The sequence below is a fragment of the Pseudomonas sp. GW821-FHT07G06 genome (genome assembly GCF_058986625.1).
In genome coordinates this window covers 666360-692027 of record NZ_JBYSVW010000001.1, presented here as the reverse complement: position 1 = coordinate 692027, position 25668 = coordinate 666360, and the positions used below count along the sequence as shown (strand labels likewise).

Below are 25668 nucleotides of genomic sequence, written 5' to 3'. Positions count from 1 at the left end.
CCATGTTCGATGCGCTTTTACGTCTACAGCTTGGCCCGATCATTGAGCGTCTGGCTGAGATGGAGACCGACTTTGAGGATCTTTACCGGCGTACTGACAGTCTGTGTCGCGTTGGTGTGTGCCAGGAGGTCGATCCGGTCGGCAACACTTGCAGAGTCAGGCACGGTGAACTGCTGACGCCGGCCATCCGCTTTTTCAACCCCAGTGCGGGGGGGCAAAGTGAGACGCGAATACCGTCCGTTGGCGAGCAATGCCTGTTACTCAACCACGGCGGTGGTGAAAGCAGCGCTCAATCCGTTGCGTTATTCGGGCTGAACAGCAATCAGTTTCCCCCCGTCTCGACACAGGCATCGCTGACGCGTCGCCTCTATCGGGACGGCGCTGAAAGCAGCTACGACGACGTCAGTCATACCCTGTACTGGAAAAACGGCCTGGCGCTGCTGACCGCCTCTCGCGAAGTGCTCGAGTTGGAAATCGGCTCGGCGCGAATGGCGATGACTTCTGAATCCATTGAACTGCAACTGGGTGCGACTGGGATGCGACTCGACGCTTCCGGTGTGCACCTGAGCGGCCCCTTGGTAGATCACCAGGGTCGTGTCATCAGCACTGCATAAAGAGTTTTCCCATGATTGGAATCGATCGTAATACAGGCACGGCGGTCGACGACTGGCCTCAATTTGTGCAGCGCGCAACCCGCGCGCTGACTACGCCGTTGGGTACACGTCAGAAGCGCCCTTTGTATGGCTGCGCCATCCCGGATTTATTGGGGCAGAACCTCGGTGACGACTTGTTGATCCTGGCCCAGAGCCATGCCGCGCAAGCGTTTTACAACCATCAGAACGGCATCGGAGATTTCCAGCCAGATGTCATTGTCGCCAGTCGCCAGGGGGCGGGGTTGATGCTGCGTTTCTCTGGCACTTGGAAAAACCGTAATCAAACCTTCGAGGTGGTGACATGAGCATGTTGATACCGGGGCAGAACCAGTTGTCGGAGCCGGCAATCGTCGCCGTCGACGCTTTTGAGGATCTGCTCGCAGAGTTCAAGACGTTTGTCGTCGAGTACGTGGGGGCCCGCTCCCCCGAGAGTGCGGCAACGCTCAAGCTCAGCCTTGAGAATGAAAGCGAACTGCTGACGTTGGCGTTAGAGGCGTTTTGTGTGCGTTTGCAACTTCACGAACGCAAATACAACGCACGGATCAAGCAGATGCTGGCGTGGTGGGCTACCGGCAGCAATCTCGATGCCCGCCTCGCAGACATGGGCCTTGAACGCCAATTGCTGGATCCGGGCGACCCGGTGGCGTTTCCGCCGGTGGCCCCAGTGTATGAGAGCGACGACGATGCCCGGTTGCGTTACTACCTGGCACCCCACGCACCGGCCGCCGGTTCGCGGATGCAGTATCGCCGGGAAGTGTTCACCCTCGGCGAGCGGCCAGCAGTGAAGGTGGAAACGGCAACCGCTGGTGAGGTCACTGTCACGTATAGCTTCACCCCGGACGGCTATGCCGCGCAGATCAAGGACGGTAATGGACGACGCACTGCTCCCGGCGAAGTAATGGTCACGGTGCTTTCGCGGGAGGGCGATGGTACGGCCAGTGACGATTTGCTCGAGGGTGTACGCCAGCATTTTTCCCGCCCTGATGTGCGACCGGAGACCGATCGGGTCACCGTCCAGAGCGCCCGTGTCCGGAACTACAAAATCCGCGTGGTTGCCAGGATCAACGCCGGCCCTGATTCGGGGCTGACGAAAGCCGCTGCACAGCAGCAGTTGCAAGTTTATGCCGACAGTTGCCATCGCCTCGAAGGACGGGTCGATCCGAGCTGGATCGACTACACGCTGCATAACGCCGGGGCGGTTCAGCTGGAGATTCTGGAACCCCTCGAGTCGATTGCGACGACGGCCTTTGAGGCGCCTTATTGCACGGGTGTCGAGGTGGAGGTACTCACCCTATGAGTGATCCAACGCCTCGTATGAGCCTGTTGCCGGCCAACAGTTCACCGTTGGAAAGAGCCCTCGATCTCGGCTTCAGTGTTTTGCTTGAACGCATTGCACCGCCGTTCCCCGAATTGATGAACCCTGCTGCGACGCCCTTGGCGTTTTTGCCTTACCTCGCGGCGGACCGGGGTGTCAGCGAGTGGAACGCTGAGGCAGTAGAGCTGGAAAAACGTTTGACGGTGGGTCTTGCCTGGCCCACCGCCCGGCAGGCCGGCACGCGGCAGGCGCTGGAAAACGCCGCCAAGGGCTTGCGCTTGATGCCTGAGGTGCGTGCCTGGTACGAACAGACGCCACCGGGTACGCCCTACAGCTTTTCCGTCAGGGCTTTTACCGATCAACCCTACAGCGAAGAGATCGACGCACGTCTGGATCGACGCCTGGCGGACGCCAAAAGCGAACGCGACAGCGTGTCGGTATCGGTCGGCTTGAGTGCCTTTGGCAGCCACGTCATCGGCGCGACGACCGTCTGCGGGGAGCTGGCGACGGTTTATCCGATTGTCATCGAAGGGCTGGAGGCATCAGGTGAAGCCTTTATGGCCGCCGGCCTCTACACCGTTGAAACATCCACTATTTATCCTCAGGGGGCCTGAATGGCTGACTATTACACCCTGCTCACCAATGCAGGGATTGCTTACGAAACCGCCTGCAAGGCCGCGGGCGTTCCTATCAGGCTGTCGCAGATATCGGTCGGTGACGGCGGCGGCACGGTCTACAACCCGGCGGCGACCGCCACGGCACTCAAACGTGAAGTGTGGCGCGGACCACTCAATGCATTGTTCCAGGACGAAAAAAATCCGAGCTGGTTGCTGGCCGAGGTGACCATCCCGTCGGAGGTGGGTGGCTGGTATGTGCGGGAAGCGGGGCTGTGGACGGACACCGGCATTCTTTACGCGATCGTCAAATACCCGGAGTCGTTCAAGCCTATTCTGGCGACCTCAGGTTCAGGGAAAGAGTTTTACATTCGCTCGATTTTCGAGACCAGCAATGCTTCGCTGGTGACGCTGTTGATTGACGATACAGTGGTTAAAGCGACGCGAGCCTGGGTCGCGGACTATGTAGCGGCAGAGCTGAACAAGCTTGATGCCAAACAATCGGTACGAGTAGCAACCACAGCCAACATCGCTTTGACTGGTGCTCAAATGATCGATGGTGTGGCTGTTGTCGCGGGCGATCGTGTCCTGGTCAAGAGTCAGACCCTGGCAAAGGACAATGGCATTTGGGTCGCGGCTGTGGCGGGCTGGACCCGTGCAAAGGACGCCGATTCAAGTGCTGAAGTAACGTCAGGGCTGACGGTCTCTGTTGAGCAGGGGAGCAGCAATGCCGATACGATCTGGCAACTGGTCACCGATGGCGTGATTGTTCTCGGCACCACGGCCCTGACCTTTCAGAACGTGACCCAAGGGTTTGCACCGATCGACTCGCCAGCGCTGATCAGCCCTACAGCGAATACGCCGGCGCAATTCGACAACTCGCAGTTGCTGATCAACTCGGCCTATCTGAGACGTCGCGGCGTGGAGTTTGGCGAATACACCAACTACTCCACGTCCACGGTCATGACCCTGGCGGACATCGGTAAAGTTGCGTCCTTTGCGGTTGTTGGAACGGCGACAGTGACCCTTCCTGTCGGCGGAGGTGTCGTTCCGCGAGGTGCGATTGTCTACCTCGTGTGCGGGCAGGGAGCCCTCACCGTCACTTCGGGCCCTGGCGAGATCATCGATGCGGTGAACTATCTGGGGAACATTTCGCTCGTGCAAGGAGATACGGCGGAGTTTGTCCGGGTTGGCAATTTGTGGCGTTTGATTGGCGGCTCTGTCTCACTCAAGTATGCCGGCATCATGTCGGGTCCGAACTGGACAACGCAATCGTTGTTCGACGACTCCAAAGCGATCGCCACGACAGAGTTTACCCGGCGCAGCCAGGGTAACTATCGCGGCTTTACCAGCCTGACCGCAGCCACGACGCTAACCACCGCGGCGGTCGGGACGATCGTAACGGTGATCGGGGCGTTCCAGGTCACGCTGCCTGCGGCCAATGCGCTTCCGGCTGGCGGCGCGATCAACTTTCGCAACATTGGCAGCGGGGTGGTCAACGTGGTTTGTGCCGGGGCTGACGCGATCAATGCCGGTAATGGCGCGCAGGTCGCGAGCATTGCTGTGCAGCCGGGTGCGACCCTGGAAGTGGTCAGTAACGGCGCGACGGCCTGGTGGGCGGATGGATCGGCTCAAATGCAGTACGGGCGAGTATTCGGCTATACCCCGGATCAATTCGACAACAGCAAGTTGTTGGCCACTACTGCGTTTGTCCAGCAGGCACTTGGCAATTTGCCTGGCGATCCGACCTTGATCGCTGGACATACAGTGCTAACTGCCTCACAGGCTGGAGGGCTATTCATCGTTGGTGGAGCCTGGCAATCAACCCTTCCTGCCCTGACAGCAACGCCCAATGGGGCGGTGTTCCATTTTCTGTTCACCTCAAACGGCGCCCTGATAAAAGGGAATGGCTCTGAGATTATCCAAGGCCTTACGGGCGGGAATCTGTATTCCCCGTTGATCGGAGAAAAGGTCAGCATAGTTAAGCGAAATAATGCGTGGTACTTGGGAGGTGGAGGGCTTGGCGCAGAAGCTTTCGCCGTCAATCCTGGTTATAGCGGTTACCAGAAGCTGCCGAGCGGGTTGATTATCCAGTGGGGCGAAACTGCGCCGGCCACGACTGGGGACCTGGTGAATATCTTGCCTATTGCGTTCCCGAATGCTTTCAGAAAGGTACTGATCAGCCAGGGATATACAGCGGGGAGCAACAATGTTGGTTACGCATGTGCAGGCTTTTTGACGCAAGGTTCCTTCGTGTGGCGCGGCAGTCTTCCTGGGAATAGCTGTCAATACATTGCCATTGGCAACTAGTCCGACTGCCCGATGTGTGATTTTGTTTATAACTGCCCATTGAGAGGCAACGTATGACCATTTTTTCGAGCAAATCGACTCGCAGTTTTTTCGACAATGCCATCAGCCTTGCTCTTCCTGACGATGCTGTTGAGATCTCGCACGATCTGCATGCCAGTCTTCTTGAAGGGCAAGTCGCAGGCCAGATAATTGACTTTGATGTTGAGCCGCCTGTGCTGGTCGACTCGCCGCCAGCTTCGCCTGAGGTGTTGGCGGCTGTTGAGAGGCAGTGGCGCGATGAGCGTTTGCTGGCGACCGATGGTTTCGTGTCGCGGCACCGCGACGAACTGGAAGGCGGGTCTGCTACCACGCTGACCCTTGAGCAATACAGCGGGTTGCAGCAATACCGTCAGGCAATGCGTAAATGGCCGGAGGCGGGCCAGTTTCCGATGCTCGATCACCGTCCGCTACCACCGGATTGGCTGGCTGAAAAACTCATATGACGCCCCGCACCGCCGGGGCGTTTTCTATTCCGGCAAACAACACCCAACAGCCCCTTTCCCAAGGGGCTTTTTCGTTTATGGAGAAACGCAAATGACAGAACGCCAAACGTACACCGTGCTCCGTCCATTCCCCATTGGGGGTGGGCACTGGTCAAGCATCGGCCAGGAAATGAAATTGCTCGATGTGGAGGCCAGCGCGTTGCGCAGCGCCGGTCGCCTTGAACGGAAGAAAAACGAGGCGGACGAATCGACCGCCGAATCCAACCCGGCCAAAAAGGCCGCCACCAAGAAGGCTGAATAATATGGCTGAGGTTCTGAACTTCGAACACAACGGCATTAGCGTCAATGCCACCGAGTCCCCCGAGGCCATGGGTGGCCTGGGTGATAACGTCATCGGTCTGATCGGCACCGCGCCGAAGGCCGATCCGCTGATTCCGCGCAATGCGCCATTTCGCATCAACAGCTTCACCACCCAGGCACTGCTCGACCCAACCGGAGCCGAAGAAGGCACGCTGTTCCATGCGGTTTTCCAGATCCTGAAAGTGGTCAAGGTGCCAGTCTACGTGGTCATCGTCGACGAGGGCACAACCCCGGCCGACACGCTGAACAACGTGATCGGCGGCGTCGATCCGCTGACGGGCCGCAAGCTCGGTCTCGCTGCACTCAGCGGCGTGCCAGAAGACCTGACCATCATCGGTGCACCGGGTTTTACCAGTACCAAGGCGGTCGCCAGTGAGTTTGCCTCATTCGGCAAGCGCATCAAGGCTCGTGTGGTGCTCGACGGCAAGGATGCCGCCGTTGCCGATCAGGTGACTTACAGCCAGGAACTGGGCGGTGCGGAACTTGGTTTCGATCGATGCCTGCTGGTGCACAACATGCCATCGGTGTACTCCAAGGCGGCGAAGAAAAACGTGTTCCTGTCGCCTTCGAGCCTGGCCATCGCTGCACTGGCCAAGGTCAAGCAATGGGAAAGTCCGGGCAACCAGGTGACCTTCGCCGAGGACGTTTCCCGGGTCGTGGAATACAACATCCTCGACAACTCCACCGAAGGCGATCTGCTCAACCGCTATGGCATCAGCTACTACGCCCGCACGGTCCTCGGTGGCTTCTCGCTGCTGGGTAACCGCTCCATCACCGGCAAGTTCATCAGCTATGTCGGCCTCGAAGATGCGATCAGCCGCAAGCTGGTGGCAGCCGGCCAGAAGGCCATGGCGAAAAACCTGACCAAGTCGTTCATGGATCAGGAGGTCAAGCGCATCAATGACTGGCTGCAAACCCTGGTCGCCGACGAAACCATTCCAGGCGGCAGTGTCTACCTGCACCCGGAATTGAACAGCGTCGAGAAGTACAAGAACGGCACCTGGTACGTGGTCATCGACTACGGCCGCTACGCGCCGAACGAACACATGGTTTATCAACTCAATGCCCGCGATGAAATCATCGAGCAGTTCCTGGAGGACGTTCTCTAATGTTTACCAACCGCGTAAGACAGGCCATCGCGGCCACCCTGCAAGGCTTGCCGTTGTCGGCGACTGTGGAGGAGTTCACCCCGCCGAAGATCGAGTTCGAAGTGGAGCCGATGGCAGGCGGCCGCTTTATCGTCGAGGAAATGGTCAGGGGCGGCAAAGTGCTGGGTGCCAAACTGGTCCTGCAAGGTGCCGGGCCGGAAATCATGCTGGCACTGGGCGTGAAGATGGGCGAAGACATCCTGCTGAATGTGCGTGAAGCCGGTCAGGACCAGGACGGCAATACCTGGTTCACCTACCACACGGTCGGCGGCAAGCTGAAGTCCCTGGAAGAAGGCAAGCTGAAGATGGGCGAAAAACCCCTCACCACGCTGGATTTGTCCTGCCGCACCTATACCCGTCTGGAAAACGGCATTCCGGTGATCGACATCGATGTGCGCACCCAGAAGTTCATGCTCAACGGCCTCGACATCCTGGGCGACGCCCGTCGGGCGGTATTGCTGCCGTAACACCTCGCTGAACTTCCCCCATGCCGCCTTCACCCGTCGGTTCGCCGACCTGCTGCGGGCGGCTTTCCTGATTCTTCAAGGAATTCATGCCATGTCATGGACACCCCCCAAACATATCCTGTTGTCGCCGATCACCGGTGACGAGGGTGCGCAGATCGCGCAAATCCAGCTCAAGCCGTTGTACTACGCCGCGCAAAAAGAAGCCCTGGCCCGTGCCGGTGATGATGAGGACGACCAGTTCTTCGAGCTGGCATTGCTGGCCACCGGGCTGTCGGCCAAGGAACTCGACCAACTCAAACGCCCGGACTACGTGAGCATCGCGCAATACGTTCATCAAATGTCGACCTTGCCGTCCTCGCACTTCCTGGCACAAGGCGAAGACGCGGCAAAACCGTCGACCTCCCCCGATGAAGTGACCCTGCTGCAACCCCTCGCGGCAGCGGGGCGCACGCTGGCTTCATTGACCCTGGAAATGCCGGTGCTGCGCGCGACCAAGGCGATGAAGAAACTCAAGACGGCCAAAGAACGCGCCGAGTTCATCACTGCCCACTGCACCGGCCTGATGCTTCCCGACCTGGCCTCGCTGACCGTGCCCGACTGGACCCAGCTGCAGGTGCGCATCGACGATTTTTTAAACAAACCGGCGGACTTCTTTCGGAGCGCGACATCGAAGTAATCCTCGATGTGGTGCCGCTCATTTACCCGGTAAGTGAGGCGGAGATTCTGGAGTGGGACGCTGGCAAGGCATTACGCCGCTACGACATCGCGATCACTCGCCTTGGCGTGAAACAGGAGTAGAGCGGGATGGCGGACGAAAAGTATTCGCTAAGAAACGCGGCCATCAATCCAGGGGGGCTGGCGTTCGGTGATATCAGCCTGGATGCAGCCGTAGAGGCGAGTCTTTCGCCAGTGCAAGTCATGGGCGTGTTTGCTGCGCAACAAATGTCCACTTTTGGTCTGACGCTGGAAGCGCTTGGGCAAAAAATCAGCCTGCTGACGACGGCTATCGAGTCATTGAGACTGAAACTGTCATCTCAGCATTCGTTGTCGCAATCTCCTGGTGCCGATGCCAAAAATGAGTCGGTCAGTGAGCAAGCGGATCCAGACAAGCCTGGTGGCCGTATTGAACCGCCGGATCTGCTCAAACCGATGATAGAGATTGACTCGGCCATGGCCGATCTGAGGCAAGCCGCCCGGTTCAACCCGAACCAGAGCAAGGAGGTGCTGCAATCAACTCTGATCATGAGCACCGCTCCGCTGGTGGCAGCCGGCGGGACGAGTCTGGTTGATCTGCTGAAGATTGAGAGCCTGGCTGCCAAGGCAGGGATTGTCAGTACTCTGCCCAATGCCTCGGACCGTCAACTTGTACTGCATAGTTTCGCCAGTGATGCTGCGGTCACCGCAACGGCGTTCAAAGTGCCGGCCATGGAAGTCGCAGAGATGATGGTCGGTTGGCGAAACTCCATGAAGCTCACGAGTGAGGCGTCCTTTGATCTGGCGGACGCCATCAACCATTTGGGCAAGAGCCCCGGGGATGCCACGGCGGCCGACATCGGTGGCGTCTTGCAGCGTGACGGCGGTGCTGCTACGGCGGCAGGCCTGACACCCGCTCAAGCCGCTGCACTGACAGCGGCGTTGTTGAATACCGGAACGCAAAAGGCCGATGCTGGCGCCGCTCTCAGTCATATCGTTACCGCGATGGGCAAGGGCGACAAGGTGTCCGCGGCCGAGCGTACGGCATGGCAGCAGCTGAATATTGCCCCCGCAGTCGTGGCCAGCGAGTTGCGCCAGGACGGTCAAGCACCGGGCGTTGTAATGTCGGTGCTTGCCGCATTGAACAACCAACCTGCCGAGGTACGCACATCGTTGGCGACCACGTTGTTTGCCGACAGTGGTGAAGCGGCGTTGCGCCTGTCGAACAGTCTTTCCGAGGTCAACCAGGCTTTCTGGCAGGTGTTGGATAATCGCCAGTACGCCACGTCGGAGCTGGGCAACGGGGGCGCGGTTAAGCAGGATGCGCTGGCACAATCCAGGACCCAGCAGGGCCAGTGGAATCTCTTCAATGCGCGTAACGAGCGTCTGTCCATGGTCGCCAGCAGTGAGCTGACGCCCGTGGCGGATAGTGCACTGACCTCTCTCGGTTCTCTGACGGATCGTCTGACTGAACTGGCTGAAGCCTTTCCGAAAACCGCAGCAGGCATCGTGGTTGTAGCGGCGGCGGTAAAACCTTTGATCAGCGCGTTGTTCAAGGCTGTGGGGGATGAATTAGTCAACCGGGCGGCCAAGCGTGTGCTGGATGGCGCGGCTGCGAGACTGCCTCGCCGATTGGGTAGACTGATCTCCGAGGACGTTGGAAAAGCTGACCGCGCGGAAGAGACAGTCAAGTCGGAAAAGTCGGAAAAGACAGTCAAGTCGGACCGGTCGGAGAGGTCGGACAAATCGGAACAGTCGGAAAAGACAGTCAAGTCGGACAGCCCGGACAAGCTGGACAAACCGGATGTGAAGGCCGGGAATCGACGTTCCGAAGCCGTTGGGGAACCTGGGGAAAACATCGGTAAACAAGGTATTCGCTCAGTCACGGTTCGTCGTTTAACTGGAGCGACGGCTTCATTGCGCCCGGTCTCTCGCAATGCACCAGGCGCATTGAAGTTTTTGAGTGCGGCCGCCGATGTGGTTGAAGGCGTGCTTGCCGGTGATAAACGAATGGTGACGACAGGGCTGGGCGCGGCAGGTGGCGGTTGGGCGGGAACTACCGCTGGCGCGTCTTTGGGGGCCTCTTTGGGCAGCGTTGTTCCGCTGCTCGGCACGGCTATAGGCGGAGTTGTCGGGGCGTTGGTAGGCGGCTGGATTGGAAGTGAATCGGGCGAATGGCTGGGTGAAAAAATTGCCTCCAACACCGATCGGCTCGCGGCCCCGGATCAAGTCAGTAAAAGCATCAGCGATTCCCAGACAACCCATCAGCAAAACTCCATGACCGCAAACATCTACATCAACGGTCAGGATCAGGCCAGTGCCAGCCAATTGGCCAACCTGGTGGTTCAGCAAATCACCGGACAATTCGGGCTGATGACCCTGCCTGACTCACTCGCGATGCGAAGCGACGCGGCCCTGACCGATGGAGGTACGTAATGCGCCAGCAAATGGTCCTGGGCAGTTTCATTTTCGGCCTGTCCAGAAATTTTGCCTACAGCACCCTGCTTCGCAAGTCGGACGGTGGCTGGACGAACATCGATATCCTCACCAGCAAGCCCAAAACCACGCAGACCGGCCAGGGCCTGCAAACCCTGACGATCACCGGCAAGTCGATGTACGCGACCGCCATGGATCGACTCGATGAATTGCGCGCCTTGCAGGCCTTGCGCACGCCGTTGCCATTGGTGGATGGCATTGGCCGTAACTGGGGCCTGTGGCGGATCAGCAGTCTGTCGGAAACCCAAAACAACATCATCGATGACGGCACCGCGATGGTGGTCGACTGGGTGATTGAATTGATGGAGTTCGCCAATGCGTAGGGTTCGAAGCATCGCCGGTGATTCGGTGAATCTGTTGTTGTACCGTGAGCTTGAGCGTTGTGACGACGCTGCCGAGGAAGCGCTGTGGCGTCTTAATCCGGAGCTTGCCGAGCACGCTGCGGTACTGCCGGCAGGGGTGTGGGTTGTTCTGCCGGAGGTGGACTCAAAACCCGTTTCACCCACACCGGTTTCGGCCTGGGATTAAGGAGGCGGCATGTCACTGGGATTCACGCCAGCGGTGGAAATCTACGGCGCCAATGCGGTGCTGCTCAACGAACGCTTGCTCAATTGGCAACATGTCGACGCGGCGGGCATCGAGTCCGATCAACTGACACTCTCGATTGATCTGCAAGGTCTTGAAGGGTTGCCCGACCTGGGCGGAAAAATCGGCCTGCGGGTGGGTTATCTGGAGTCGGGGCTGGTGGATAAGGGAGAGTTCGTCATTACCCGGCGTACGCCAACCCTGTTCCCCTTGCGCCTGACGCTGGTGGCCACGGCTGCGCCGTTCAGTGCGGCGGATCAAACCGGGTTCAAACAGCGTCGATCGGTCAGCCACGGGCCTACGACCCTGGGAGCGCTGTTTCGACAATTGACCTCCAGGCACGGATTTTCCCCGCGCGTGGCCCCGGATCTGGCGCTGATTAAAATTGCGCACATTGATCAGTCCAATGAAACGGACATGGGGTTTTTGACCCGGTTGGCCTACCTGCACGACGCTGTCGCCAAACCGTTCAACGAATTGTATGTGCTGGCGCGGCGGGGGCAGGTGAAATCGCTGTCGGGCAAGATTCTGGCGCCGGTAATACTGTCAGTGACCACCAACAATCATCCGGGAGACAACGCCTTTGTCTCTGCGACCCTGGATGAAACTGCCCGCGCCAAATACCAGGGTTGCAAGATAAGTTGGTGGGACGCAGCGGCGGGTCAAGAGCGAGTGGAGGAGAGCGGCATTGCGCCGTTCAAGACGCTGCGCAAGCGCTGTCAGGGAGCCGATGAGGCTCGAGCTGCCGCGGAAGGTGAAGTGCGCCGGATGATGCGCGAAACGCTCAAGGTAAACATTGTTTGCCCGGGCAATCCGGCATTGGGCGCAGAGGGACTGGTGGTGCTGGATGACACTTGGCCTGACTTCATGCGAGGGCGCTGGTCGATCGACAAGGTCACCGCCAGTGGAAGTCGAAAGGACAGCTATCGTTGCACGATTGCAGCGACTTGCCTGGCTTCTGCTTCGTAACACCGTGACTACACCGTTTATCAATCAATTGAGGTCAAACCATGCCGCTGACTGAACGGCAACTTCTCAAAATCATGCCAGGCGCCCGCACCCAAGCGGGCGTTTTTATTTCTGTTCTCAAAATTGCCATGGCTAATCACCGCATCAATACGCCCAAACGCATCGCTGCGTTCCTCGCGCAAGTCGGTCATGAGTCCGGGCAGTTGCAGTTCGTGCGGGAGTTGGGCAGCGATCAGTACCTGAGCCATTACGATACGGGTGCCCTGGCTGTTCGCCTGGGCAATTCCGCAGAACCTGACTGCGACGGCCAGAAGTACCGTGGACGCGGTTTGATTCAGGTCACCGGTCGCAACAACTACCGTCAGTGCAGCCTCGGCCTGTTCGGCGACGAACGCCTGCTGACCGCGCCTGAACTGCTCGAGCAACCGCAATGGGCTGCCGAATCCGCTGCGTGGTATTGGGCGCAAAACGGTCTGAACGAATTGGCCGATCGCGACCAGTTCAACAGCATCACCCGCCGCATCAACGGCGGTTTGAACGGGCTACAGGATCGCTTGCAGCTATGGGCGCGGGCGCGGGCAGTGTTATGTCAGCCTTCGGTTTGATTTCGGCGCCTTACCAAACGGCCGTCAGTGTTGTTTTACTGGTGGTGCTGGCGGGCGGCTCGGCGGCGCTGGCCTGGCGTATTCAGGATTGGCGCTATGCGGGGCAACTGGAGGAACAGGTCAGGTTGCACCATGAAACGCTGAATCAACTGACCCTGGTTGCCCAAACCCAGAGGCAGGCGGAGCAGGACAAGCGCCTCTCCCTGGAGCAGCAATTGTCCACCAGCGAAAAAAAACATTACCGAGTGCTAAGCGATGTTCAACGTGATCAGGATCGCCTGCGCGACCGTCTTGCCACTGCTGATCTGCGCCTGTCAGTCCTCCTCGGTGCAGAGGATGTTGCCCCCGACCGCGCAGTGCCAGGCACCTCCGGCCCCGGCGGCGTGGATCATGGCGCCGTACGCGCCCGACTTGACCCGGCGCATGCTCGACGAATTATCGCCATTACCGACGCCGGCGACCGCGGATTGATTGCCTTGCAGGCTTGTCAGGCCTATGTCAGAGCACTTGCGCACTAACATTTTGATCGGGCCTGTCGCTTGCAAGTGCGGTCTGCTGGTGTACGGTTAACCCATCCCGCCCCATCAGGAGATGACCGTGAAAGTAATTACCCAGCTCGCCGCTGACCTTGGCAGGCAATTGCAGATACTCAATGCCCACGTTTCCACGGCCGAGTCCTGCACCGGAGGCGGGATCGCCGAGGCGATCACCCGTATTCCGGGCAGCTCGGCGTGGTTCGAGGCCGGTTACGTCACCTATTCCAATCTGCAGAAGAACCTGCAACTGGATGTTCCTGTGGAGTTGTTCACCACGGTGGGGGCGGTCAGTCGCGAGGTGGTCGAAGCGATGGCCAGGGGTGCGCAGGAGAAAAGTCGCGCGTATTTTTCCGTGGCGGTCAGTGGTGTAGCCGGGCCGGACGGAGGCTCGCCGAGCAAACCGGTGGGGACGGTTTGGCTGGCCTGGGGCGTGGGCGAGCGAGTGTTCAGCGAGTTGCAACACTTCGCCGGTGACCGCGACGAGGTGCGCCGACAAACGGTGAAGGCCGCGCTAGAGGGGCTGCTGCGCTATACCGCGGCAGAAATCTCAAATCAGGGGTAGGCGATCCGGAATCGCTGTGGAATAATACTGGCTACTTATACAGGTGTTGGCCGTCAGGCCTTATTGATTACGTGAGGACTTTAATGGACGACAACAAGAAGAAAGCCTTGGCTGCGGCCCTGGGTCAGATCGAACGTCAATTCGGCAAGGGTGCCGTAATGCGTATGGGCGATCAGGACCGTCAGGCGATCCCGGCCATTTCCACTGGCTCTCTGGGTCTGGACATCGCTCTCGGCATCGGCGGCCTGCCAAAAGGCCGTATTGTTGAAATCTACGGTCCTGAATCTTCCGGTAAAACCACGCTGACCTTGTCGGTGATCGCCCAGGCTCAAAAAGCCGGCGCGACCTGCGCATTCGTCGACGCCGAACACGCCCTCGACCCTGAGTACGCCGGCAAGCTGGGCGTCAACGTCGACGACCTGCTGGTTTCCCAGCCGGACACCGGCGAGCAGGCCCTGGAAATCACCGACATGCTGGTGCGTTCCAACGCGGTTGACGTGATCATCGTCGACTCCGTGGCCGCGCTGGTGCCAAAGGCTGAAATCGAAGGCGAAATGGGTGACATGCACGTGGGCCTGCAAGCCCGCCTGATGTCCCAGGCGCTGCGTAAAATCACCGGTAACATCAAGAACGCCAACTGCCTGGTGATCTTCATCAACCAGATCCGCATGAAGATCGGCGTGATGTTCGGCAGCCCGGAAACCACCACCGGTGGTAACGCGCTGAAGTTCTACGCATCGGTTCGTCTGGACATCCGTCGTACTGGCGCGGTGAAGGAAGGTGATGAAGTCGTCGGTAGCGAAACCCGCGTCAAGGTCGTGAAGAACAAGGTGGCTTCGCCGTTCCGTCAGGCCGAGTTCCAGATTCTTTACGGCAAGGGCATCTACCTCAACGGTGAGATGATCGACCTGGGTGTTCTGCACGGTTTCGTCGAGAAGTCCGGCGCCTGGTATGCCTATGAAGGCACCAAGATCGGTCAGGGCAAGGCCAACTCGGCCAAGTTCCTGGCGGACAACCCGGAAGTCGCGGCAAAACTGGAGAAGCAACTGCGTGACAAGCTCCTGTCCCCGGCATCCGTAGCAGACGCCAAAGCCTCTGCGGTCAAAGAGACCGAAGACGACCTGGTTGACGCTGATATCTGATCGAAGCGATGACCGCCGTACTCGATACACTCGTCGCGGTGCGGCGAACCGCAATGGACCTGCTCGCACGACGCGAGCACGGTCGTGTCGAGCTGACGCGTAAACTGCGTCAGCGCGGCGCCCTCCCTGAAATGATCGAAACAGCACTCGACCGGTTGACGGAAGAGGGGTTGTTGTCTGAAACCCGCTACCTCGAAAGTTTCGTTTCCTACCGCGCCCGTTCCGGATATGGCCCTTTACGCATTCGTGAAGAGTTGAGCCAGCGCGGCCTGCAACGCATCGACATTGAACTCGCCCTGCGTGAGAGCGGTATCGACTGGCAGGAGCAGTTGGCCGACACCTGGCGACGTAAATTCTCCGGGCAATTGCCGGCAGATGTCCGGGAGCGAGCCAAACAAGGCCGATTCCTGGCGTATCGGGGGTACTCCATGGAAATGATCAACCGCTTGTTCAGCGGTCGAGGGATGGACGACTGAACTGAAACGGCCCGCTATTTCGATAGCGGGCCGTTTTTTTATGCATCACGTCACCTTTGACGGCTCCCGCGTGCGTTGTTGTGCCTGGGATTTTGATTGTGCCCAGTTTTCCGGCAGGTTGATGTAGTCCACAAGTTCGCGCAGGCGGCCATGATTGCGGGCGTTGAAGTTGAAGACCAGTCGCGCCAGATGGCTGAATTCGGCTTCGTCGTGTTCCTCGCCGCTGTAAGTATGCTGATGGAAATGATCGCTCAGGCACAGGTCGGCGAAAGCCTCCTGCATGTGTTCGAGTGCCTGGTCGTTGAGTGAGTGATTCATGCGAATCAGGAACTGATGCTTGAGCCAGCGACTGGAGTGGAAGTTGCTGTAGAACTGGTTGATGTGCTCTACCGCTTCTTCGACGTTGTAGACCAGTCTCACCAGCTTCATGTCAGTGGGCAGGATGTAATGGTTTTCCTCCAGTTGCTGGTGAATGAAGTCCAGTGCGCCTTGCCAGAACTTACCGCCCGGCGCGTCGAGCAGCACCACGGGCACCAATGGGCTCTTGCCGGTCTGGATCAGCGTCAGCACTTCCAGGGCTTCATCCAGCGTGCCAAAGCCGCCCGGGCACAGCACCAGGGCATCGGCTTCCTTGACGAAGAACAGCTTGCGGGTGAAGAAGAAATGGAAGGGCAGCAGGTTGGTCGTGCCGTCGACAGTGGGGTTGGCATGCTGCTCGAAGGGCAGGGTGATGTTGAACCCCAGGCTATGTGTCAGGCCGGCTCCCTCGTGGGCAGCGGCCATGATGCCGCCACCGGCACCGGTAATGACCATCATGTCCGAGCGCGCCAGAGCGGCGCCGAGTTCCCGGGCCATCCTGTAGAGCGGATGTTCCATGGGGGTACGGGCCGAGCCGAAAACAGTGACCTTGCGCCGTCCCTTGAATTGTTCGAGCACGCGGAAAGCCTGTTCCAGTTCGCGCAGGGCTTGCAGGGTGATTTTGGCGTTCCAGCGGTTGTGGTCTTCCTGGGCCATGCGCAGCACGGTCAGGATCATGTCACGGTAGATCGGGATGTTCGGGCTGTTGGGTGAAATCAGCTTGAGTTGTTCTTCGACCTTGCTGAGGAGGTCGTGGCCGCTTTCTTCGAAATGACGGCTCAGGAGGTCATTCGGTTGGTAAGGCATTCAACTTCTCCTTCTGCACAGAACCCTCGGCCCGACAACGTACGCCGGTGCCACGACACTTCATGTGTCGCTGTCTGCCCAGGCCCATGCCTGGGCGATCTACTTGACCCGAATGGCATCGGATCATCCAAACAGGTTCTGTTTTTCCCTTGGATGAAAGAAACAATCGCACAACACGACAAGCGACGGCCAGCCCCTTTCCAGCCCTGAAAAAGTGAAGGTGGATACCTGAAATCTAGACCTTCACAATGATTTGCGCTGATTGATCATTGCGCCACAACGTCTTTGCTGGCAACCGCTTATTGACGATTTGCAAGGTGGTTTCACCGCTCGTCTGAACAGGCGTCGCCTGTGCCGCACTCTGATTTACTAAGTTACAGGTGCCACACGACAACTTTGCGTCAACGGCAGGGCGCACGGTACATGCAGTTCAAGGATTCAATCGCTCAAACATGAGTGAAGTGCAGGGAGGCGGGAAACCATGGCCAGAGTCGTTCTGGAGGTCGATACGCAACTGTATCGATTGTTGAAGTCATCAGCCGAGGCCAATCAATTGAGCCTCGAAGAGGAGTGCTGCCGGCGTTTGCGTGGCGGCGAACGCCGTTCGCATTACTTGCAGGCGCTGCTGGCAGAATTGCGCGCCGAAGATGAACAGCGGCGCGCCAATTCCCGGTGATTACTTTTTCTTCTTGGCCGGTTGCAGGCAATCCGATTCCTGGAAGCTGGCGGAGCCGACCGGACGGTTGGTCTTCACCTCGGTGAAGTCGTAACGCATGATCGCGCCCTTCGCCATCAGCTTGCGAAACCCTTCGTTTCTGCAGACAGAAGCGCCCAGCTGGAAGTACACCGCTTTGGGGTCTGCACGCATCTTGTCGGCGTGGCTGCTCTGCACACTCAGGTGGTTGATCAGCTGTTTGCCTTCAACGGTGTAGCCTTGATCGAGTATGTCTTCGTTGATCGCTCGTGGAGTGCCGACGCTGCTCTGGGTGGCGACGTTTTGCAGCATTCTGTTCAGTTCCGTGTCTTTCAAGGACGCAGCCTGGGCATTGAGGGACGACGCCAGCAAAATGGCCGCGGTAGGAACGATAAGGCGCAGCATGAAACTCTCCTGGTTCAGTGATGGGGGTTTGACCCGTCACGTGACTGTGCGTTCAGTGGCGGCGAATTATAGGGGAGGCGGGCTGGACGGTACAGGCTTGCGCCGGGCGGTCTGGTAAACTGCTGGCACTTTTTACCCTGTCGAGTGTGTTTCGTGTCGAGTTTCCTTCTCTGTGGGCGTTGCCCGCTATGAGCCCCACCCCCGCGCGCTTTGCCTTGAATGCCGTAGCCCGCTTGCGCGATCAGCGTGAGGAGGAGGGTATCAAGCCGATTCAGGCCCGCGGCTGGCGCGCGCCGCGTTGCCGTGACTGCCGGGTGATCGAGAGCCACTGTTTGTGCGCATGGCGTCCGCAGGTCGCGACCCGCTCCGGCGTGTGTCTGATCATGACCAACAAGGAGGTGTTCAAACCGAGCAACACCGGTTGGCTGATCGCCGATGTGGTCCCTGACAACCACGCCTTCATCTGGTCCCGTACGGAGGTCGATCCGAAGTTGCTGGCGCTGTTGTCCGATCCGCAATGGCAGCCGTACCTGGTGTTTCCGGGTGAATATGTCGAGCCTGAGCGGGTGACAAACAGTGTGGATGTCGATGGCACGAAGCGTCCGTTGTTCATTCTGTTGGACGCGACCTGGACGGAGGCGCGGAAGATCTTTCGCAAGAGTCCCTATTTCGATCGATTGCCGATCCTCAGCCTGCTGCCCGAAAAACTCTCGCGCTATCGGTTGCGCCGCTCGACCCGCAGTGAGCATCTGTGCACGGCTGAAGTGGCGGCGCTGTGTCTCGACCTTGCGGGCGATGTCGACGCAGCCTCGGCGCTGGATGCCTACTTTGATGTGTTCAGCCAGCATTACCTCGACGCCAAACATCAGCTGGACATGAACGTTTCGACCCCGGCGCATGCCGAGTTGATGCCCTATGTCCAGTCGGTCACTCCATTGGTGGGCTGATTGTCGCTCATACTGCAATAAACTGTACCGGGCATGCGGCTTGACCACCCCGGCTTCGCTGGGCATGCTTGGCGCCGATCAGGGTGCGGCCAGCGTTTGCAATGGCGTTTCTTGCGTTGAACGTGCCTGGTCAATGCAGCTCCATGGCTGTGCCTTGAGGTGCTTTGGCGAGGTCCGAATGCATCGGGCGTCTCATGAAAAACAGGATCATTTGAAAAATGGCCACATACGAAATCCTGATTGCCGATGACCATCCGCTGTTTCGTAGTGCCTTGCATCAAGCGTTGACCCTGGGCCTTGGCCCGGATGTCCGTCTGGTGGAGGTGGCGAGCATTGCCGAACTGGAAGTCCGCCTGACAGAAAAGTCCGACTGGGATCTGGTACTGCTGGACCTGAACATGCCGGGGGCCTACGGTTTTTCCGGGCTGGTCCTGCTGCGCGGTCAGTACCCGCAGATTCCTGTGGTCATGGTCTCGGCCCAGGAAGAGCCGACCATCATGGTCAAGTCCCGTGAGTTCGGCGCCAGTGGTTTCATTCCCAAATCCAGCGACTTGAGTGTGATCCAGAAAGCCGTGCGTGCGGTCCTCGATGGCGATGTGTTCTGGCCACCGCAGGCGTTCGAAGCGGTCAGCGTTTCGGCAGAGGCCAAGGCGGCCAGCGAAGGCCTTGCCAGTCTGACACCGCAGCAATTCCGGGTGCTGACCATGGTCTGCGAAGGCTTGCTGAACAAGCAGATCGCCTACGAGTTGAGTGTTTCCGAGGCGACTATCAAGGCGCACGTGACCGCGATTTTCCGTAAACTGAATGTGCGGACCCGGACCCAGGCTGCGCTGCTCTTGCAACAACTTGAGTCAACTTCCAGCCATTAAAGGCTGGCAACTTCACGCTTTTTTGACTTTGGTTGAACTAGCTTTCCCACTTCCTTTTTTGTCAGTTGCCCACTCTATGTCACCTTTCAAAGGCCAGACCGGTCTGAAACGAATCCTCAATGCCTCCGGTTATTCGCTGGACGGCCTGCGCGCAGCCTTCACCGGCGAAGCCGCCTTTCGGCAACTGGTATTGCTCAACGTCATCCTGATTCCCTTGTCGTTCTTCCTGAATGTCAGCCGGGTCGAACAGGCGTTGTTGATCGCGGTCTGCCTGTTGGCGTTGATCGTCGAGTTGCTCAATTCGGCGGTGGAAGCGGCCATCGACCGCATATCCCTTGAACGGCACCCGCTGTCCAAGAATGCCAAGGACATGGGCAGTGCCGCCCAGTTCGTGGCATTGAGCATGATTGCCCTGGTGTGGGCGGTCATCCTGCTCTAAGCGATCGTCGGCAGCACGATCTCGTCGCTGCGCTGAACCCCGGCGGTGAAGGCGCGGCACAGATCGAGGAATTCGCGCATCGCCGAGGTCTGATATTTCTGTTTATGCCAGATGAAATAAAACTGTCGTGCCAGGTCAAGATCCGGCGTTTCGACAGGCACCAGGCTGCCGCGACGGAATGCGTCGCGCAAAGCCAGCCGGGAAATGCAGCCAATCCCCAAACCTGACTCCACCGCGCGCTTGATCGCTTCGGTGTGCTCAAGCTCCAGACGGATATTCAAAGAAGAACGGTGATGACGCATGGCTTGATCGAAGGTCAAACGTGTGCCGGAACCCTGTTCGCGCAAGATCCACGCTTCGTGGCTCAACTCGTCCATGGTGGCCGTGCCGCGCTTGGCCAGCGGATGCTGAGGGGCGCAAAACACCACCAGTTCGTCCTCGACCCAGCTTTGTACTTCGATGTCCGGGTGACTGCAGTCGCCTTCGATCAGACCCAGGTCAATTTCATAGTGAGCCACCTGCTGCACAATGTTGGCAGTATTCTGCACGTGCAGCTTCACCTGGCTTTCCGGATGGCGCTGCATGAAGCTGCCGATCAGCAGAGTGGCCAGGTAATTGCCGATGGTCAGGGTCGCGCCTACGGCCAGCGAGCCGAAACCGGACTTGCCGTTGAGCAGGTCTTCGATTTCCTTGGCCTGGTCCAGCAGGGCGACCGCCTGCGGCAATAGTTGTTTACCGAGGGCGTTCAGACTCAGCCGTTTGCCCGCGCGGTCGAACAGTTGGCAGCTGCACTGGCGCTCCAGTTCGGTGATCGAGGTGCTCGCCGCCGATTGCGAGAGGTTGAGCAGGCCCGCAGCACGGGACACGCTTTCCTGCTGGGCGACGGCGACGAATACTTGAAGTTGACGGAGAGTAAATCGCATATCGATATAACCGATAACCCTTATCTTAATAATCCATTTAACAGATATTGTCTCTGCCTTTAGAATGCGATGCAATTGCGCAGAGCTGGCTTTCTTGCAGAGCACACCGAACACGCGCAGACCAATCTCCAGGAGTCCCACGTACATGAGCAACATGAACCACGAGCGTGTCCTCAGTGTTCACCACTGGAACGACACTCTGTTCAGCTTCAAGTGCACCCGTGATCCGGGCCTGCGCTTCGAGAACGGTCAGTTCGTGATGATCGGCCTGCAACAACCCAACGGCCGCCCGCTTATGCGCGCTTACTCGATTGCCAGCCCGAACTGGGAAGAGCATCTCGAGTTCTTCAGCATCAAGGTGCCTGATGGTCCGCTGACTTCGCAGTTGCAGCATCTGAAGGAAGGCGACGAGATCATCATCAGCAAGAAGCCTACCGGCACGCTGGTGCTGGATGACTTGAAGCCTGGCAAACATTTGTACCTGCTCAGCACCGGTACCGGTCTGGCGCCATTCATGAGCGTCATCCAGGACCCGGAAACCTACGAGCGTTTCGAAAAAGTGATCCTGTGCCACGGCGTGCGTTACGTCAACGAAGTCGCTTACCGCGAGTTCATCACCGAGCACCTGCCGCAGAACGAATTCTTCGGCGAAGCCCTGCGTGACAAGTTGATCTACTACCCGACCGTGACCCGCGAGCCGTTCGAGAACGAAGGCCGCCTGACCGACCTGATGCGCAGCGGCAAGCTGTTCAGCGACATCGGTCTGCCACCGATCAACCCGCAGGACGACCGCGCCATGCTGTGCGGCAGCCCGAGCATGCTCGACGAAACCAGCGAAGTGCTGAACAGCTTCGGTTTGAAGGTTTCGCCGCGGATGCGCGAGCCGGGTGATTACCTGATCGAGCGTGCGTTCGTAGAGAAATAAGCAACCTGCATCATTGAAAAGCCCGCGCTGCCTCAAGGCAGCGCGGGCTTTTTGCTTTCCTGTAGGAGCTGCCGCAGGCTGCGATCTTTTGATCTTGTTTTTAAAAATCAAAATCAAAAGATCGCAGCCTGCGGCAGCTCCTACAGGGGGGATGCGGGAATGACTTCCAGGACGCGGATCAGCTCCGGTGTCGGGTAATGCCAACGCACATCCAGATCCCAGAACTGCGCGCCGTATTCCCGCTCGGGGGCAGGCGTTTGATAGGCCGGGCGGGGATCCTGTGCCAGGCATTGCTCGATCAACTCGACCAGAGGCTCATCAAGGCGCCGGGCATGCTCGTGAGCCTGCAGCAGTGCTGTGTCCGTCCACTGCACGGGAATCAGCTGCGGCGCAGCGCTGGCGATGCTGTTGGTGGCTGTATCGATGATGTCGGCGTAGGGCACGTAGGGCTTGATATCGAGAATCGGCGTGCCATCCAGCAGATCGATGCCCGAGATCCACAGGCGGTTGGCTTCGACCCTGTCCAGTTTCACCACTGATTGCCCGATGCCATTGGGGCGGTGGGTGGCGCGGGTGGCGAACACGCCCATGGATTTGTTGCCGCCGAGGCGAGGAGGGCGGACCTTCAGGCGAGGCTTTTCCTCCAGGGCCTGGTGGAACAGGAACAGCAGCCACACGTGGCTGACCTGTTCCAGGCCCTGCACCGCGTCCCCTTGATCGAACGGAGCCACCAGTTCCAGCACCCCACGGGCGGCCGGGGCCAGTTGTGGCTGGCGCGGAATGGCAAACTTCTCCTTGAAGCAGGAGCGCACGAAGCCGATGGGGGAAACGCTGTAGGTCATGGTTTGAGGTCAAGGCGGAGTCAGGCCGGGATGATGCCTTAAAGTTCAAAAGATCGCAGCCTTCGGCAGCTCCTACAGAGGAATTCGTTCGGCGTAGGAGCTGCCGCAGGCTGCGATCTTTTAAAGGCTGAACCCGCCATCCAGCGGAATGACGTTCCCGGTCATATAGGCTCCGGCCGTACTCGCCAGACTGATCGCCAGCGCCGCCATCTCTTCCTCGCGGCCCCAGCGCTTCATTGGAATCAGCGCCGTATCCTCAGCCAGTGCCTGTTCATCATCGCCAATGTGCCGGGTCATCTTGCTCGGAAAGCGACCCGGGGCGATCACATTGACATTGATGTGCTGGCTCACCAGTTCGCGCGCCAGAATCCTCGACAGTTGATGCAGCGCCGCCTTGCTCGGCCCGTAGGCATACGCCTGCTCGCCGAAGGATGAAATCCCGGCCACCGAACCAATGTTGATGATCCGCGCGGGATTCTGCGCTGAACCGGCCTTGCGCAGCAGGGGCAGGAATTGCTGGATGCAGTTGAACACCGATGTCACGTTGAGCTGCATGACTTTTTCCCAGCCCTTGATCGGGTAGCTCTCCAGTGGCGCACCCCAGGTGGTGCCGGCGTTGTTCACCAGGATGTCCAGGTGGGAAATCTGCTCGCCCAGGCGTGTGGCCAGTTGCAGGACGCCCTCTTCGGTGGCGAGGTCGGCCACCATGGCGTGGCAGTGTCCAAACGCTCCAAGTTCGTCGGCGGTTTGCCGGCAGGCTTCGGCGTCGCGGGCGCAGACGTACACGGTGGCGCCCGCCTCGACGTAGGCCTTGGCGATCATCTTGCCGATACCACGGGTGCCGCCGGTCACCAGGGCGGTGCGGCCTTGCAGGGAAAAGTAGGGATGCATGGCGAGTCCTGAGAGCTGAGGTCTTTACACCCTAGTCGTCAGCCGTCCGAAACGGAGCCACTATTTTTGCGCGGAATGAATGGCCATACGGCCAAGCCCTGAACCACCCTTGTAGGAGCTGCCGCAGGCTGCGATCTTTTGATTTTGATTTTTAAAAGCGAGATCAAAAGATCGCAGCCTGCAGCAGCTCCTACAGGGGGCGCAGTGATTTATTGCGGACGAACGCGCAGGGTCAGGCCCTTGAGGAAGTTGCGCAGCAACTGGTCGCCGCACGGGCGATAGTTGGTGTGGCCGAACTTGCGGAACAGCGCGCTCAGCTCAGGCTTGGACACCGGGAACTCGGCGGCCTTGAGGATCGCGTGCATGTCGTCTTCTTTCAGCTCGAACGCGACCCGCAGCTTTTTCAGGATGATGTTGTTGGTCACCGGCACTTCGATCGGCTGCGGTGGACGGCTTTCGTCCTTGCCGCGCTTGAAGATCACCAGGCCGTCGAGGAAATGTGCCATGACTTCGTCCGGGCAGCGTACAAAGCCTTCCTCGTCTTCCTCTTTCTTGTCGAGATAGGTCAACAGGTCTGCCAGGGTCACGTCCAGGCCGCCGAGCTTGATGATCTCGATGACTTTCTTGTCGCTGATGTCGAGCATGTAGCGCACGCTGCGCAGTACGTCGTTATGAATCATGTGTGCAGTCCTGATAATTCAGCTATGGGTGCCGCCGAAAACAGCAGCACCGAAAAGTGTGGCGGTGCGCAAAGCCTTAGAACTTCTCTTTGCCGGACAAGTAGCGCCATTGCCCCACGGGCACTTTGCCGATGGACACGCCGCCGATGCGGATGCGGCGGATGGCGACGACCTTCAGGCCGACGGCCTGGCACAGCAGGGCGATGATGCCCGGTTGCGGGTTCTTCATGGCAAAGCGCAGGCGATTTTCGTTCTGCCAACTGGCCTTGACCGCCGGCAACTCCTTGCCCTTGTAGGTCAGGCCATGGTTCAGACGGTTGAGGCCGTGAGCCACCATCTCGCCTTCAACCTCGACCACATACTCTTGCTCGATCTTGCTGGAGTCGGCGGTGAGCTTGCGCAGGATTTTCCAGTCCTGGGTGAACACCAGCAGCCCGCTGGCATTGGCCTGCAGGTCGGTGCTGGCGGTCAGTCGCAGGAAGTGCCCACGCAAGGGGCGCTTGCCGTAGCGGTGTTCTTCGCTCAGGGTCTCGGCGCCGAGGGTGGTCATGGCGGTGTCTGCGTCCATGCCGGCCGGCACGTTGAGCAACAGGGTCACCGGTTCCGGCGCGGTGGCCTTGGCTTCTGGATCAAGCTCGACTTTCTGGGTGTCGACCTTGAATTGCGGCTCGTCGATGACCACGCCGTCGACGGTGACCCAGCCGCCCTCGATGAACAGCTCAGCCTCCCGACGGGAACAGCCGACGAGTTCGATGAGGCGTTTGGAGAGACGAATCGGGTCAGTCATGTCAGGGCCGTAACAAAAAGGGGGTAGGCATTGTACCTGCCTGGCGCCGGTTAATCCCGGTTCCATTTACACCGTGTGGCATTTTGTGGGAGCGAGCCTGCTCGCGAATGCAATCTGTCAGCTGACATCAATGGCGTCTGACACACCGCCTTCGCGAGCAGGCTCGCTCCCACATCTGGTTCGTGTTTGTGTCAGCCGTGCTGTGAACGTTTGTGGTTTTGACGCATACGCATGTGCAACAACGGATACGGTTGGCCCATGCCATCGACTTCCGAGCGACCGATGACCTCGAAACCCTGTTTGAAGTAAAAGCCGAGGGCTTGCGGGTTCTGTTCGTTGACGTCCAGTTCATCGGCGTTCAGGTGTTCCAGGGCGTAGCGCAACAATTTCTTGCCCAGGCCCTGGCCGCGATGGTCGGGGTCGATGAAGAGCATTTCGATCTTGCCTGCCGCGACGCCGGCGAATCCGGTGATGCGCTGGCTCGAATCCTTGGTGCAGATCAGCATCACCGAGTCGAGGTAGCGGGTCAGCACCAGATTTTTCAGCAGTTCGATGTAGCTGTCCGGCAGAAAGTCGTGGGTGGCGCGCACCGAGGCCTCCCAGACCCGGGTCAATTCTTCGTAGTCGCCGAGTTTCGGCGTGTGGATGACCGAATGCTGACGCATGCCCGTCTGCCTCTTATGCCGTGG

Annotated in this window: 32 protein-coding genes; 24 read left to right on the top strand and 8 right to left on the bottom strand. The window is 59.0% G+C overall.

Annotated elements, in window-relative coordinates; genetic code table 11:
- The first annotated feature begins 2 nt into the window (after positions 1-2).
- The 19 genes from AC3WJW_RS03120 to recX all read left to right on the top strand — a co-directional run bounded on the left by AC3WJW_RS03120 (position 3) and on the right by recX (position 15413).
- Positions 3-614: a phage baseplate assembly protein V gene (locus AC3WJW_RS03120; RefSeq protein WP_493725073.1), complete on the top strand. Its 612-nt coding sequence runs from the start codon at positions 3-5 to the stop codon at positions 612-614.
- 11 nt (positions 615-625) lie between these two features.
- The gene (locus tag AC3WJW_RS03115; RefSeq protein WP_429391195.1) at positions 626-958 is read left to right on the top strand and encodes a phage baseplate protein; all 333 of its coding nucleotides are present in this window, start codon (positions 626-628) and stop codon (positions 956-958) included.
- Positions 955-1950 (top strand): baseplate J/gp47 family protein, encoded by a 996-nt coding sequence (locus tag AC3WJW_RS03110; RefSeq protein ID WP_493725072.1) that lies wholly within the window; start codon positions 955-957, stop codon positions 1948-1950. Before AC3WJW_RS03115 ends, AC3WJW_RS03110 begins: the two co-directional genes overlap by 4 nt.
- On the top strand, positions 1947-2582 hold the full coding sequence (locus AC3WJW_RS03105) for a phage tail protein I (RefSeq protein WP_493725071.1): 636 nt from the start codon (positions 1947-1949) through the stop codon (positions 2580-2582). Before AC3WJW_RS03110 ends, AC3WJW_RS03105 begins: the two co-directional genes overlap by 4 nt.
- On the top strand, positions 2583-4892 hold the full coding sequence (locus AC3WJW_RS03100; RefSeq protein ID WP_493725070.1) for a phage tail protein: 2310 nt from the start codon (positions 2583-2585) through the stop codon (positions 4890-4892).
- Between the two features lie 53 nt (positions 4893-4945).
- Positions 4946-5374: a phage tail protein gene (locus tag AC3WJW_RS03095; RefSeq protein WP_493725069.1), complete on the top strand. Its 429-nt coding sequence runs from the start codon at positions 4946-4948 to the stop codon at positions 5372-5374.
- Between the two features lie 91 nt (positions 5375-5465).
- Positions 5466-5675 (top strand): hypothetical protein, encoded by a 210-nt coding sequence (locus AC3WJW_RS03090; RefSeq protein ID WP_493725068.1) that lies wholly within the window; start codon positions 5466-5468, stop codon positions 5673-5675.
- 1 nt (position 5676) lies between these two features.
- Complete coding sequence (locus AC3WJW_RS03085; protein ID WP_493725067.1) at positions 5677-6843, top strand: phage tail sheath protein; 1167 nt, start codon at positions 5677-5679, stop codon at positions 6841-6843.
- Positions 6843-7349 (top strand): phage major tail tube protein, encoded by a 507-nt coding sequence (locus AC3WJW_RS03080; protein WP_493725066.1) that lies wholly within the window; start codon positions 6843-6845, stop codon positions 7347-7349. Before AC3WJW_RS03085 ends, AC3WJW_RS03080 begins: the two co-directional genes overlap by 1 nt.
- 91 nt (positions 7350-7440) lie before the next feature.
- A complete protein-coding gene (locus AC3WJW_RS03075; protein WP_493725065.1) occupies positions 7441-8025 on the top strand; it encodes a phage tail assembly protein in 585 nt (194 codons plus the stop codon).
- A gap of 128 nt (positions 8026-8153) precedes the next feature.
- Positions 8154-10478 (top strand): phage tail tape measure protein, encoded by a 2325-nt coding sequence (locus AC3WJW_RS03070; RefSeq protein WP_493725064.1) that lies wholly within the window; start codon positions 8154-8156, stop codon positions 10476-10478.
- Entirely contained in the window at positions 10478-10861 is a 384-nt protein-coding gene (locus AC3WJW_RS03065; protein WP_007971137.1) for a phage tail protein, read from the top strand. Before AC3WJW_RS03070 ends, AC3WJW_RS03065 begins: the two co-directional genes overlap by 1 nt.
- Entirely contained in the window at positions 10854-11066 is a 213-nt protein-coding gene (locus AC3WJW_RS03060) for a tail protein X (RefSeq protein WP_102699352.1), read from the top strand. The genes AC3WJW_RS03065 and AC3WJW_RS03060 overlap by 8 nt, the downstream gene beginning before the upstream one ends.
- Before the next feature lie 9 nt (positions 11067-11075).
- Positions 11076-12092, top strand: coding sequence for a phage late control D family protein (locus AC3WJW_RS03055; protein WP_493725063.1), 1017 nt, complete (start codon positions 11076-11078; stop codon positions 12090-12092).
- Positions 12093-12133: 41 nt separating this feature from the next.
- Entirely contained in the window at positions 12134-12697 is a 564-nt protein-coding gene (locus AC3WJW_RS03050) for a glycoside hydrolase family 19 protein (protein WP_493725062.1), read from the top strand.
- On the top strand, positions 12679-13215 hold the full coding sequence (locus AC3WJW_RS03045; protein WP_493725061.1) for a lysis system i-spanin subunit Rz: 537 nt from the start codon (positions 12679-12681) through the stop codon (positions 13213-13215). The genes AC3WJW_RS03050 and AC3WJW_RS03045 overlap by 19 nt, the downstream gene beginning before the upstream one ends.
- 79 nt (positions 13216-13294) lie before the next feature.
- Positions 13295-13795, top strand: coding sequence for a CinA family protein (locus AC3WJW_RS03040; RefSeq protein WP_104450815.1), 501 nt, complete (start codon positions 13295-13297; stop codon positions 13793-13795).
- A gap of 83 nt (positions 13796-13878) precedes the next feature.
- Positions 13879-14937 carry a recombinase RecA gene (gene recA / locus AC3WJW_RS03035; RefSeq protein ID WP_007971148.1) on the top strand — a complete coding sequence of 353 codons (1059 nt, stop codon included), beginning with the start codon at positions 13879-13881 and terminating at the stop codon, positions 14935-14937.
- An 8-nt stretch (positions 14938-14945) separates the two neighbouring features.
- Positions 14946-15413 carry a recombination regulator RecX gene (gene recX, locus AC3WJW_RS03030; protein ID WP_007971150.1) on the top strand — a complete coding sequence of 156 codons (468 nt, stop codon included), beginning with the start codon at positions 14946-14948 and terminating at the stop codon, positions 15411-15413.
- A 45-nt stretch (positions 15414-15458) separates the two neighbouring features.
- Here the strand turns inward: recX and AC3WJW_RS03025 are convergent, their stop codons facing one another.
- On the bottom strand, positions 15459-16577 hold the full coding sequence (locus tag AC3WJW_RS03025) for an LOG family protein (protein ID WP_493725060.1): 1119 nt from the start codon (positions 16575-16577) through the stop codon (positions 15459-15461).
- Between the two features lie 481 nt (positions 16578-17058).
- On the opposite strand from AC3WJW_RS03025, the gene AC3WJW_RS03020 reads away from it, so the two are divergent.
- Positions 17059-17253, top strand: coding sequence for a hypothetical protein (locus AC3WJW_RS03020; protein WP_493725059.1), 195 nt, complete (start codon positions 17059-17061; stop codon positions 17251-17253).
- Here the strand turns inward: AC3WJW_RS03020 and AC3WJW_RS03015 are convergent, their stop codons facing one another.
- Positions 17254-17676, bottom strand: a complete 423-nt coding sequence (locus tag AC3WJW_RS03015; protein WP_493725058.1) for a PA3611 family quorum-sensing-regulated virulence factor — start codon at positions 17674-17676, stop codon at positions 17254-17256.
- A 188-nt stretch (positions 17677-17864) separates the two neighbouring features.
- On the opposite strand from AC3WJW_RS03015, the gene AC3WJW_RS03010 reads away from it, so the two are divergent.
- The 3 genes from AC3WJW_RS03010 to AC3WJW_RS03000 all read left to right on the top strand — a co-directional run bounded on the left by AC3WJW_RS03010 (position 17865) and on the right by AC3WJW_RS03000 (position 19931).
- Positions 17865-18623: a tRNA-uridine aminocarboxypropyltransferase gene (locus AC3WJW_RS03010; RefSeq protein ID WP_493725057.1), complete on the top strand. Its 759-nt coding sequence runs from the start codon at positions 17865-17867 to the stop codon at positions 18621-18623.
- 218 nt (positions 18624-18841) lie between these two features.
- On the top strand, positions 18842-19492 hold the full coding sequence (gene erdR, locus AC3WJW_RS03005) for a response regulator transcription factor ErdR (RefSeq protein WP_007971156.1): 651 nt from the start codon (positions 18842-18844) through the stop codon (positions 19490-19492).
- A 76-nt stretch (positions 19493-19568) separates the two neighbouring features.
- Positions 19569-19931 carry a diacylglycerol kinase gene (locus tag AC3WJW_RS03000; RefSeq protein ID WP_015093791.1) on the top strand — a complete coding sequence of 121 codons (363 nt, stop codon included), beginning with the start codon at positions 19569-19571 and terminating at the stop codon, positions 19929-19931.
- On the opposite strand, the gene AC3WJW_RS02995 is transcribed toward AC3WJW_RS03000, so the two are convergent.
- Positions 19928-20854, bottom strand: a complete 927-nt coding sequence (locus AC3WJW_RS02995) for a LysR family transcriptional regulator (protein ID WP_033047456.1) — start codon at positions 20852-20854, stop codon at positions 19928-19930. The two genes, AC3WJW_RS03000 and AC3WJW_RS02995, sit on opposite strands and share 4 nt — an antisense overlap.
- Before the next feature lie 145 nt (positions 20855-20999).
- Here AC3WJW_RS02995 and fpr point away from each other — a divergent pair, with 145 nt between their 5' ends.
- On the top strand, positions 21000-21779 hold the full coding sequence (fpr, locus tag AC3WJW_RS02990; protein WP_003443014.1) for a ferredoxin-NADP reductase: 780 nt from the start codon (positions 21000-21002) through the stop codon (positions 21777-21779).
- A 140-nt stretch (positions 21780-21919) separates the two neighbouring features.
- Here the strand turns inward: fpr and tsaA are convergent, their stop codons facing one another.
- The 5 genes from tsaA to AC3WJW_RS02965 form a co-directional block, all read right to left on the bottom strand.
- Complete coding sequence (gene tsaA / locus AC3WJW_RS02985; RefSeq protein WP_493725056.1) at positions 21920-22621, bottom strand: tRNA (N6-threonylcarbamoyladenosine(37)-N6)-methyltransferase TrmO; 702 nt, start codon at positions 22619-22621, stop codon at positions 21920-21922.
- A 120-nt stretch (positions 22622-22741) separates the two neighbouring features.
- Positions 22742-23512, bottom strand: a complete 771-nt coding sequence (locus AC3WJW_RS02980; RefSeq protein ID WP_493725055.1) for an SDR family oxidoreductase — start codon at positions 23510-23512, stop codon at positions 22742-22744.
- Between the two features lie 209 nt (positions 23513-23721).
- Positions 23722-24192: a YehS family protein gene (locus AC3WJW_RS02975; protein ID WP_493725054.1), complete on the bottom strand. Its 471-nt coding sequence runs from the start codon at positions 24190-24192 to the stop codon at positions 23722-23724.
- Between the two features lie 76 nt (positions 24193-24268).
- Positions 24269-24979 carry an rRNA pseudouridine synthase gene (locus tag AC3WJW_RS02970; RefSeq protein ID WP_493725053.1) on the bottom strand — a complete coding sequence of 237 codons (711 nt, stop codon included), beginning with the start codon at positions 24977-24979 and terminating at the stop codon, positions 24269-24271.
- A gap of 191 nt (positions 24980-25170) precedes the next feature.
- Complete coding sequence (locus AC3WJW_RS02965) at positions 25171-25644, bottom strand: GNAT family N-acetyltransferase (RefSeq protein WP_218503839.1); 474 nt, start codon at positions 25642-25644, stop codon at positions 25171-25173.
- Between the last annotated feature and the right edge of the window lie 24 nt (positions 25645-25668).

What these genes read in the sequence shown, in the direction of transcription:
- erdR (WP_007971156.1), top strand. Translation starts at nt 18,842, where the DNA reads ATGGCCACATACGAAATCCTGATTGCCGATGACCATCCGCTGTTTCGT.
- AC3WJW_RS03010 (WP_493725057.1), top strand. Translation starts at nt 17,865, where the DNA reads ATGAGCCCCACCCCCGCGCGCTTTGCCTTGAATGCCGTAGCCCGCTTG.
- AC3WJW_RS03110 (WP_493725072.1), top strand. Translation starts at nt 955, where the DNA reads ATGAGCATGTTGATACCGGGGCAGAACCAGTTGTCGGAGCCGGCAATC.
- AC3WJW_RS02975 (WP_493725054.1), bottom strand. Translation starts at nt 24,192, where the DNA reads ATGATTCATAACGACGTACTGCGCAGCGTGCGCTACATGCTCGACATC.
- fpr (WP_003443014.1), top strand. Translation starts at nt 21,000, where the DNA reads ATGAGCAACATGAACCACGAGCGTGTCCTCAGTGTTCACCACTGGAAC.
- AC3WJW_RS02965 (WP_218503839.1), bottom strand. Translation starts at nt 25,644, where the DNA reads ATGCGTCAGCATTCGGTCATCCACACGCCGAAACTCGGCGACTACGAA.
- recX (WP_007971150.1), top strand. Translation starts at nt 14,946, where the DNA reads ATGACCGCCGTACTCGATACACTCGTCGCGGTGCGGCGAACCGCAATG.
- AC3WJW_RS03020 (WP_493725059.1), top strand. Translation starts at nt 17,059, where the DNA reads ATGGCCAGAGTCGTTCTGGAGGTCGATACGCAACTGTATCGATTGTTG.
- AC3WJW_RS03000 (WP_015093791.1), top strand. Translation starts at nt 19,569, where the DNA reads ATGTCACCTTTCAAAGGCCAGACCGGTCTGAAACGAATCCTCAATGCC.
- AC3WJW_RS03050 (WP_493725062.1), top strand. Translation starts at nt 12,134, where the DNA reads ATGCCGCTGACTGAACGGCAACTTCTCAAAATCATGCCAGGCGCCCGC.
- AC3WJW_RS03120 (WP_493725073.1), top strand. Translation starts at nt 3, where the DNA reads ATGTTCGATGCGCTTTTACGTCTACAGCTTGGCCCGATCATTGAGCGT.
- AC3WJW_RS03115 (WP_429391195.1), top strand. Translation starts at nt 626, where the DNA reads ATGATTGGAATCGATCGTAATACAGGCACGGCGGTCGACGACTGGCCT.
- AC3WJW_RS02980 (WP_493725055.1), bottom strand. Translation starts at nt 23,512, where the DNA reads ATGCATCCCTACTTTTCCCTGCAAGGCCGCACCGCCCTGGTGACCGGC.
- AC3WJW_RS02970 (WP_493725053.1), bottom strand. Translation starts at nt 24,979, where the DNA reads ATGACTGACCCGATTCGTCTCTCCAAACGCCTCATCGAACTCGTCGGC.
- AC3WJW_RS03015 (WP_493725058.1), bottom strand. Translation starts at nt 17,676, where the DNA reads ATGCTGCGCCTTATCGTTCCTACCGCGGCCATTTTGCTGGCGTCGTCC.
- AC3WJW_RS03025 (WP_493725060.1), bottom strand. Translation starts at nt 16,577, where the DNA reads ATGCCTTACCAACCGAATGACCTCCTGAGCCGTCATTTCGAAGAAAGC.
- AC3WJW_RS03100 (WP_493725070.1), top strand. Translation starts at nt 2,583, where the DNA reads ATGGCTGACTATTACACCCTGCTCACCAATGCAGGGATTGCTTACGAA.
- AC3WJW_RS03055 (WP_493725063.1), top strand. Translation starts at nt 11,076, where the DNA reads ATGTCACTGGGATTCACGCCAGCGGTGGAAATCTACGGCGCCAATGCG.
- AC3WJW_RS03065 (WP_007971137.1), top strand. Translation starts at nt 10,478, where the DNA reads ATGCGCCAGCAAATGGTCCTGGGCAGTTTCATTTTCGGCCTGTCCAGA.
- AC3WJW_RS03080 (WP_493725066.1), top strand. Translation starts at nt 6,843, where the DNA reads ATGTTTACCAACCGCGTAAGACAGGCCATCGCGGCCACCCTGCAAGGC.
- AC3WJW_RS03045 (WP_493725061.1), top strand. Translation starts at nt 12,679, where the DNA reads ATGTCAGCCTTCGGTTTGATTTCGGCGCCTTACCAAACGGCCGTCAGT.
- AC3WJW_RS03075 (WP_493725065.1), top strand. Translation starts at nt 7,441, where the DNA reads ATGTCATGGACACCCCCCAAACATATCCTGTTGTCGCCGATCACCGGT.
- AC3WJW_RS03070 (WP_493725064.1), top strand. Translation starts at nt 8,154, where the DNA reads ATGGCGGACGAAAAGTATTCGCTAAGAAACGCGGCCATCAATCCAGGG.
- AC3WJW_RS03085 (WP_493725067.1), top strand. Translation starts at nt 5,677, where the DNA reads ATGGCTGAGGTTCTGAACTTCGAACACAACGGCATTAGCGTCAATGCC.
- AC3WJW_RS03105 (WP_493725071.1), top strand. Translation starts at nt 1,947, where the DNA reads ATGAGTGATCCAACGCCTCGTATGAGCCTGTTGCCGGCCAACAGTTCA.
- AC3WJW_RS03090 (WP_493725068.1), top strand. Translation starts at nt 5,466, where the DNA reads ATGACAGAACGCCAAACGTACACCGTGCTCCGTCCATTCCCCATTGGG.
- tsaA (WP_493725056.1), bottom strand. Translation starts at nt 22,621, where the DNA reads ATGACCTACAGCGTTTCCCCCATCGGCTTCGTGCGCTCCTGCTTCAAG.
- recA (WP_007971148.1), top strand. Translation starts at nt 13,879, where the DNA reads ATGGACGACAACAAGAAGAAAGCCTTGGCTGCGGCCCTGGGTCAGATC.
- AC3WJW_RS03060 (WP_102699352.1), top strand. Translation starts at nt 10,854, where the DNA reads ATGCGTAGGGTTCGAAGCATCGCCGGTGATTCGGTGAATCTGTTGTTG.
- AC3WJW_RS02995 (WP_033047456.1), bottom strand. Translation starts at nt 20,854, where the DNA reads ATGCGATTTACTCTCCGTCAACTTCAAGTATTCGTCGCCGTCGCCCAG.
- AC3WJW_RS03095 (WP_493725069.1), top strand. Translation starts at nt 4,946, where the DNA reads ATGACCATTTTTTCGAGCAAATCGACTCGCAGTTTTTTCGACAATGCC.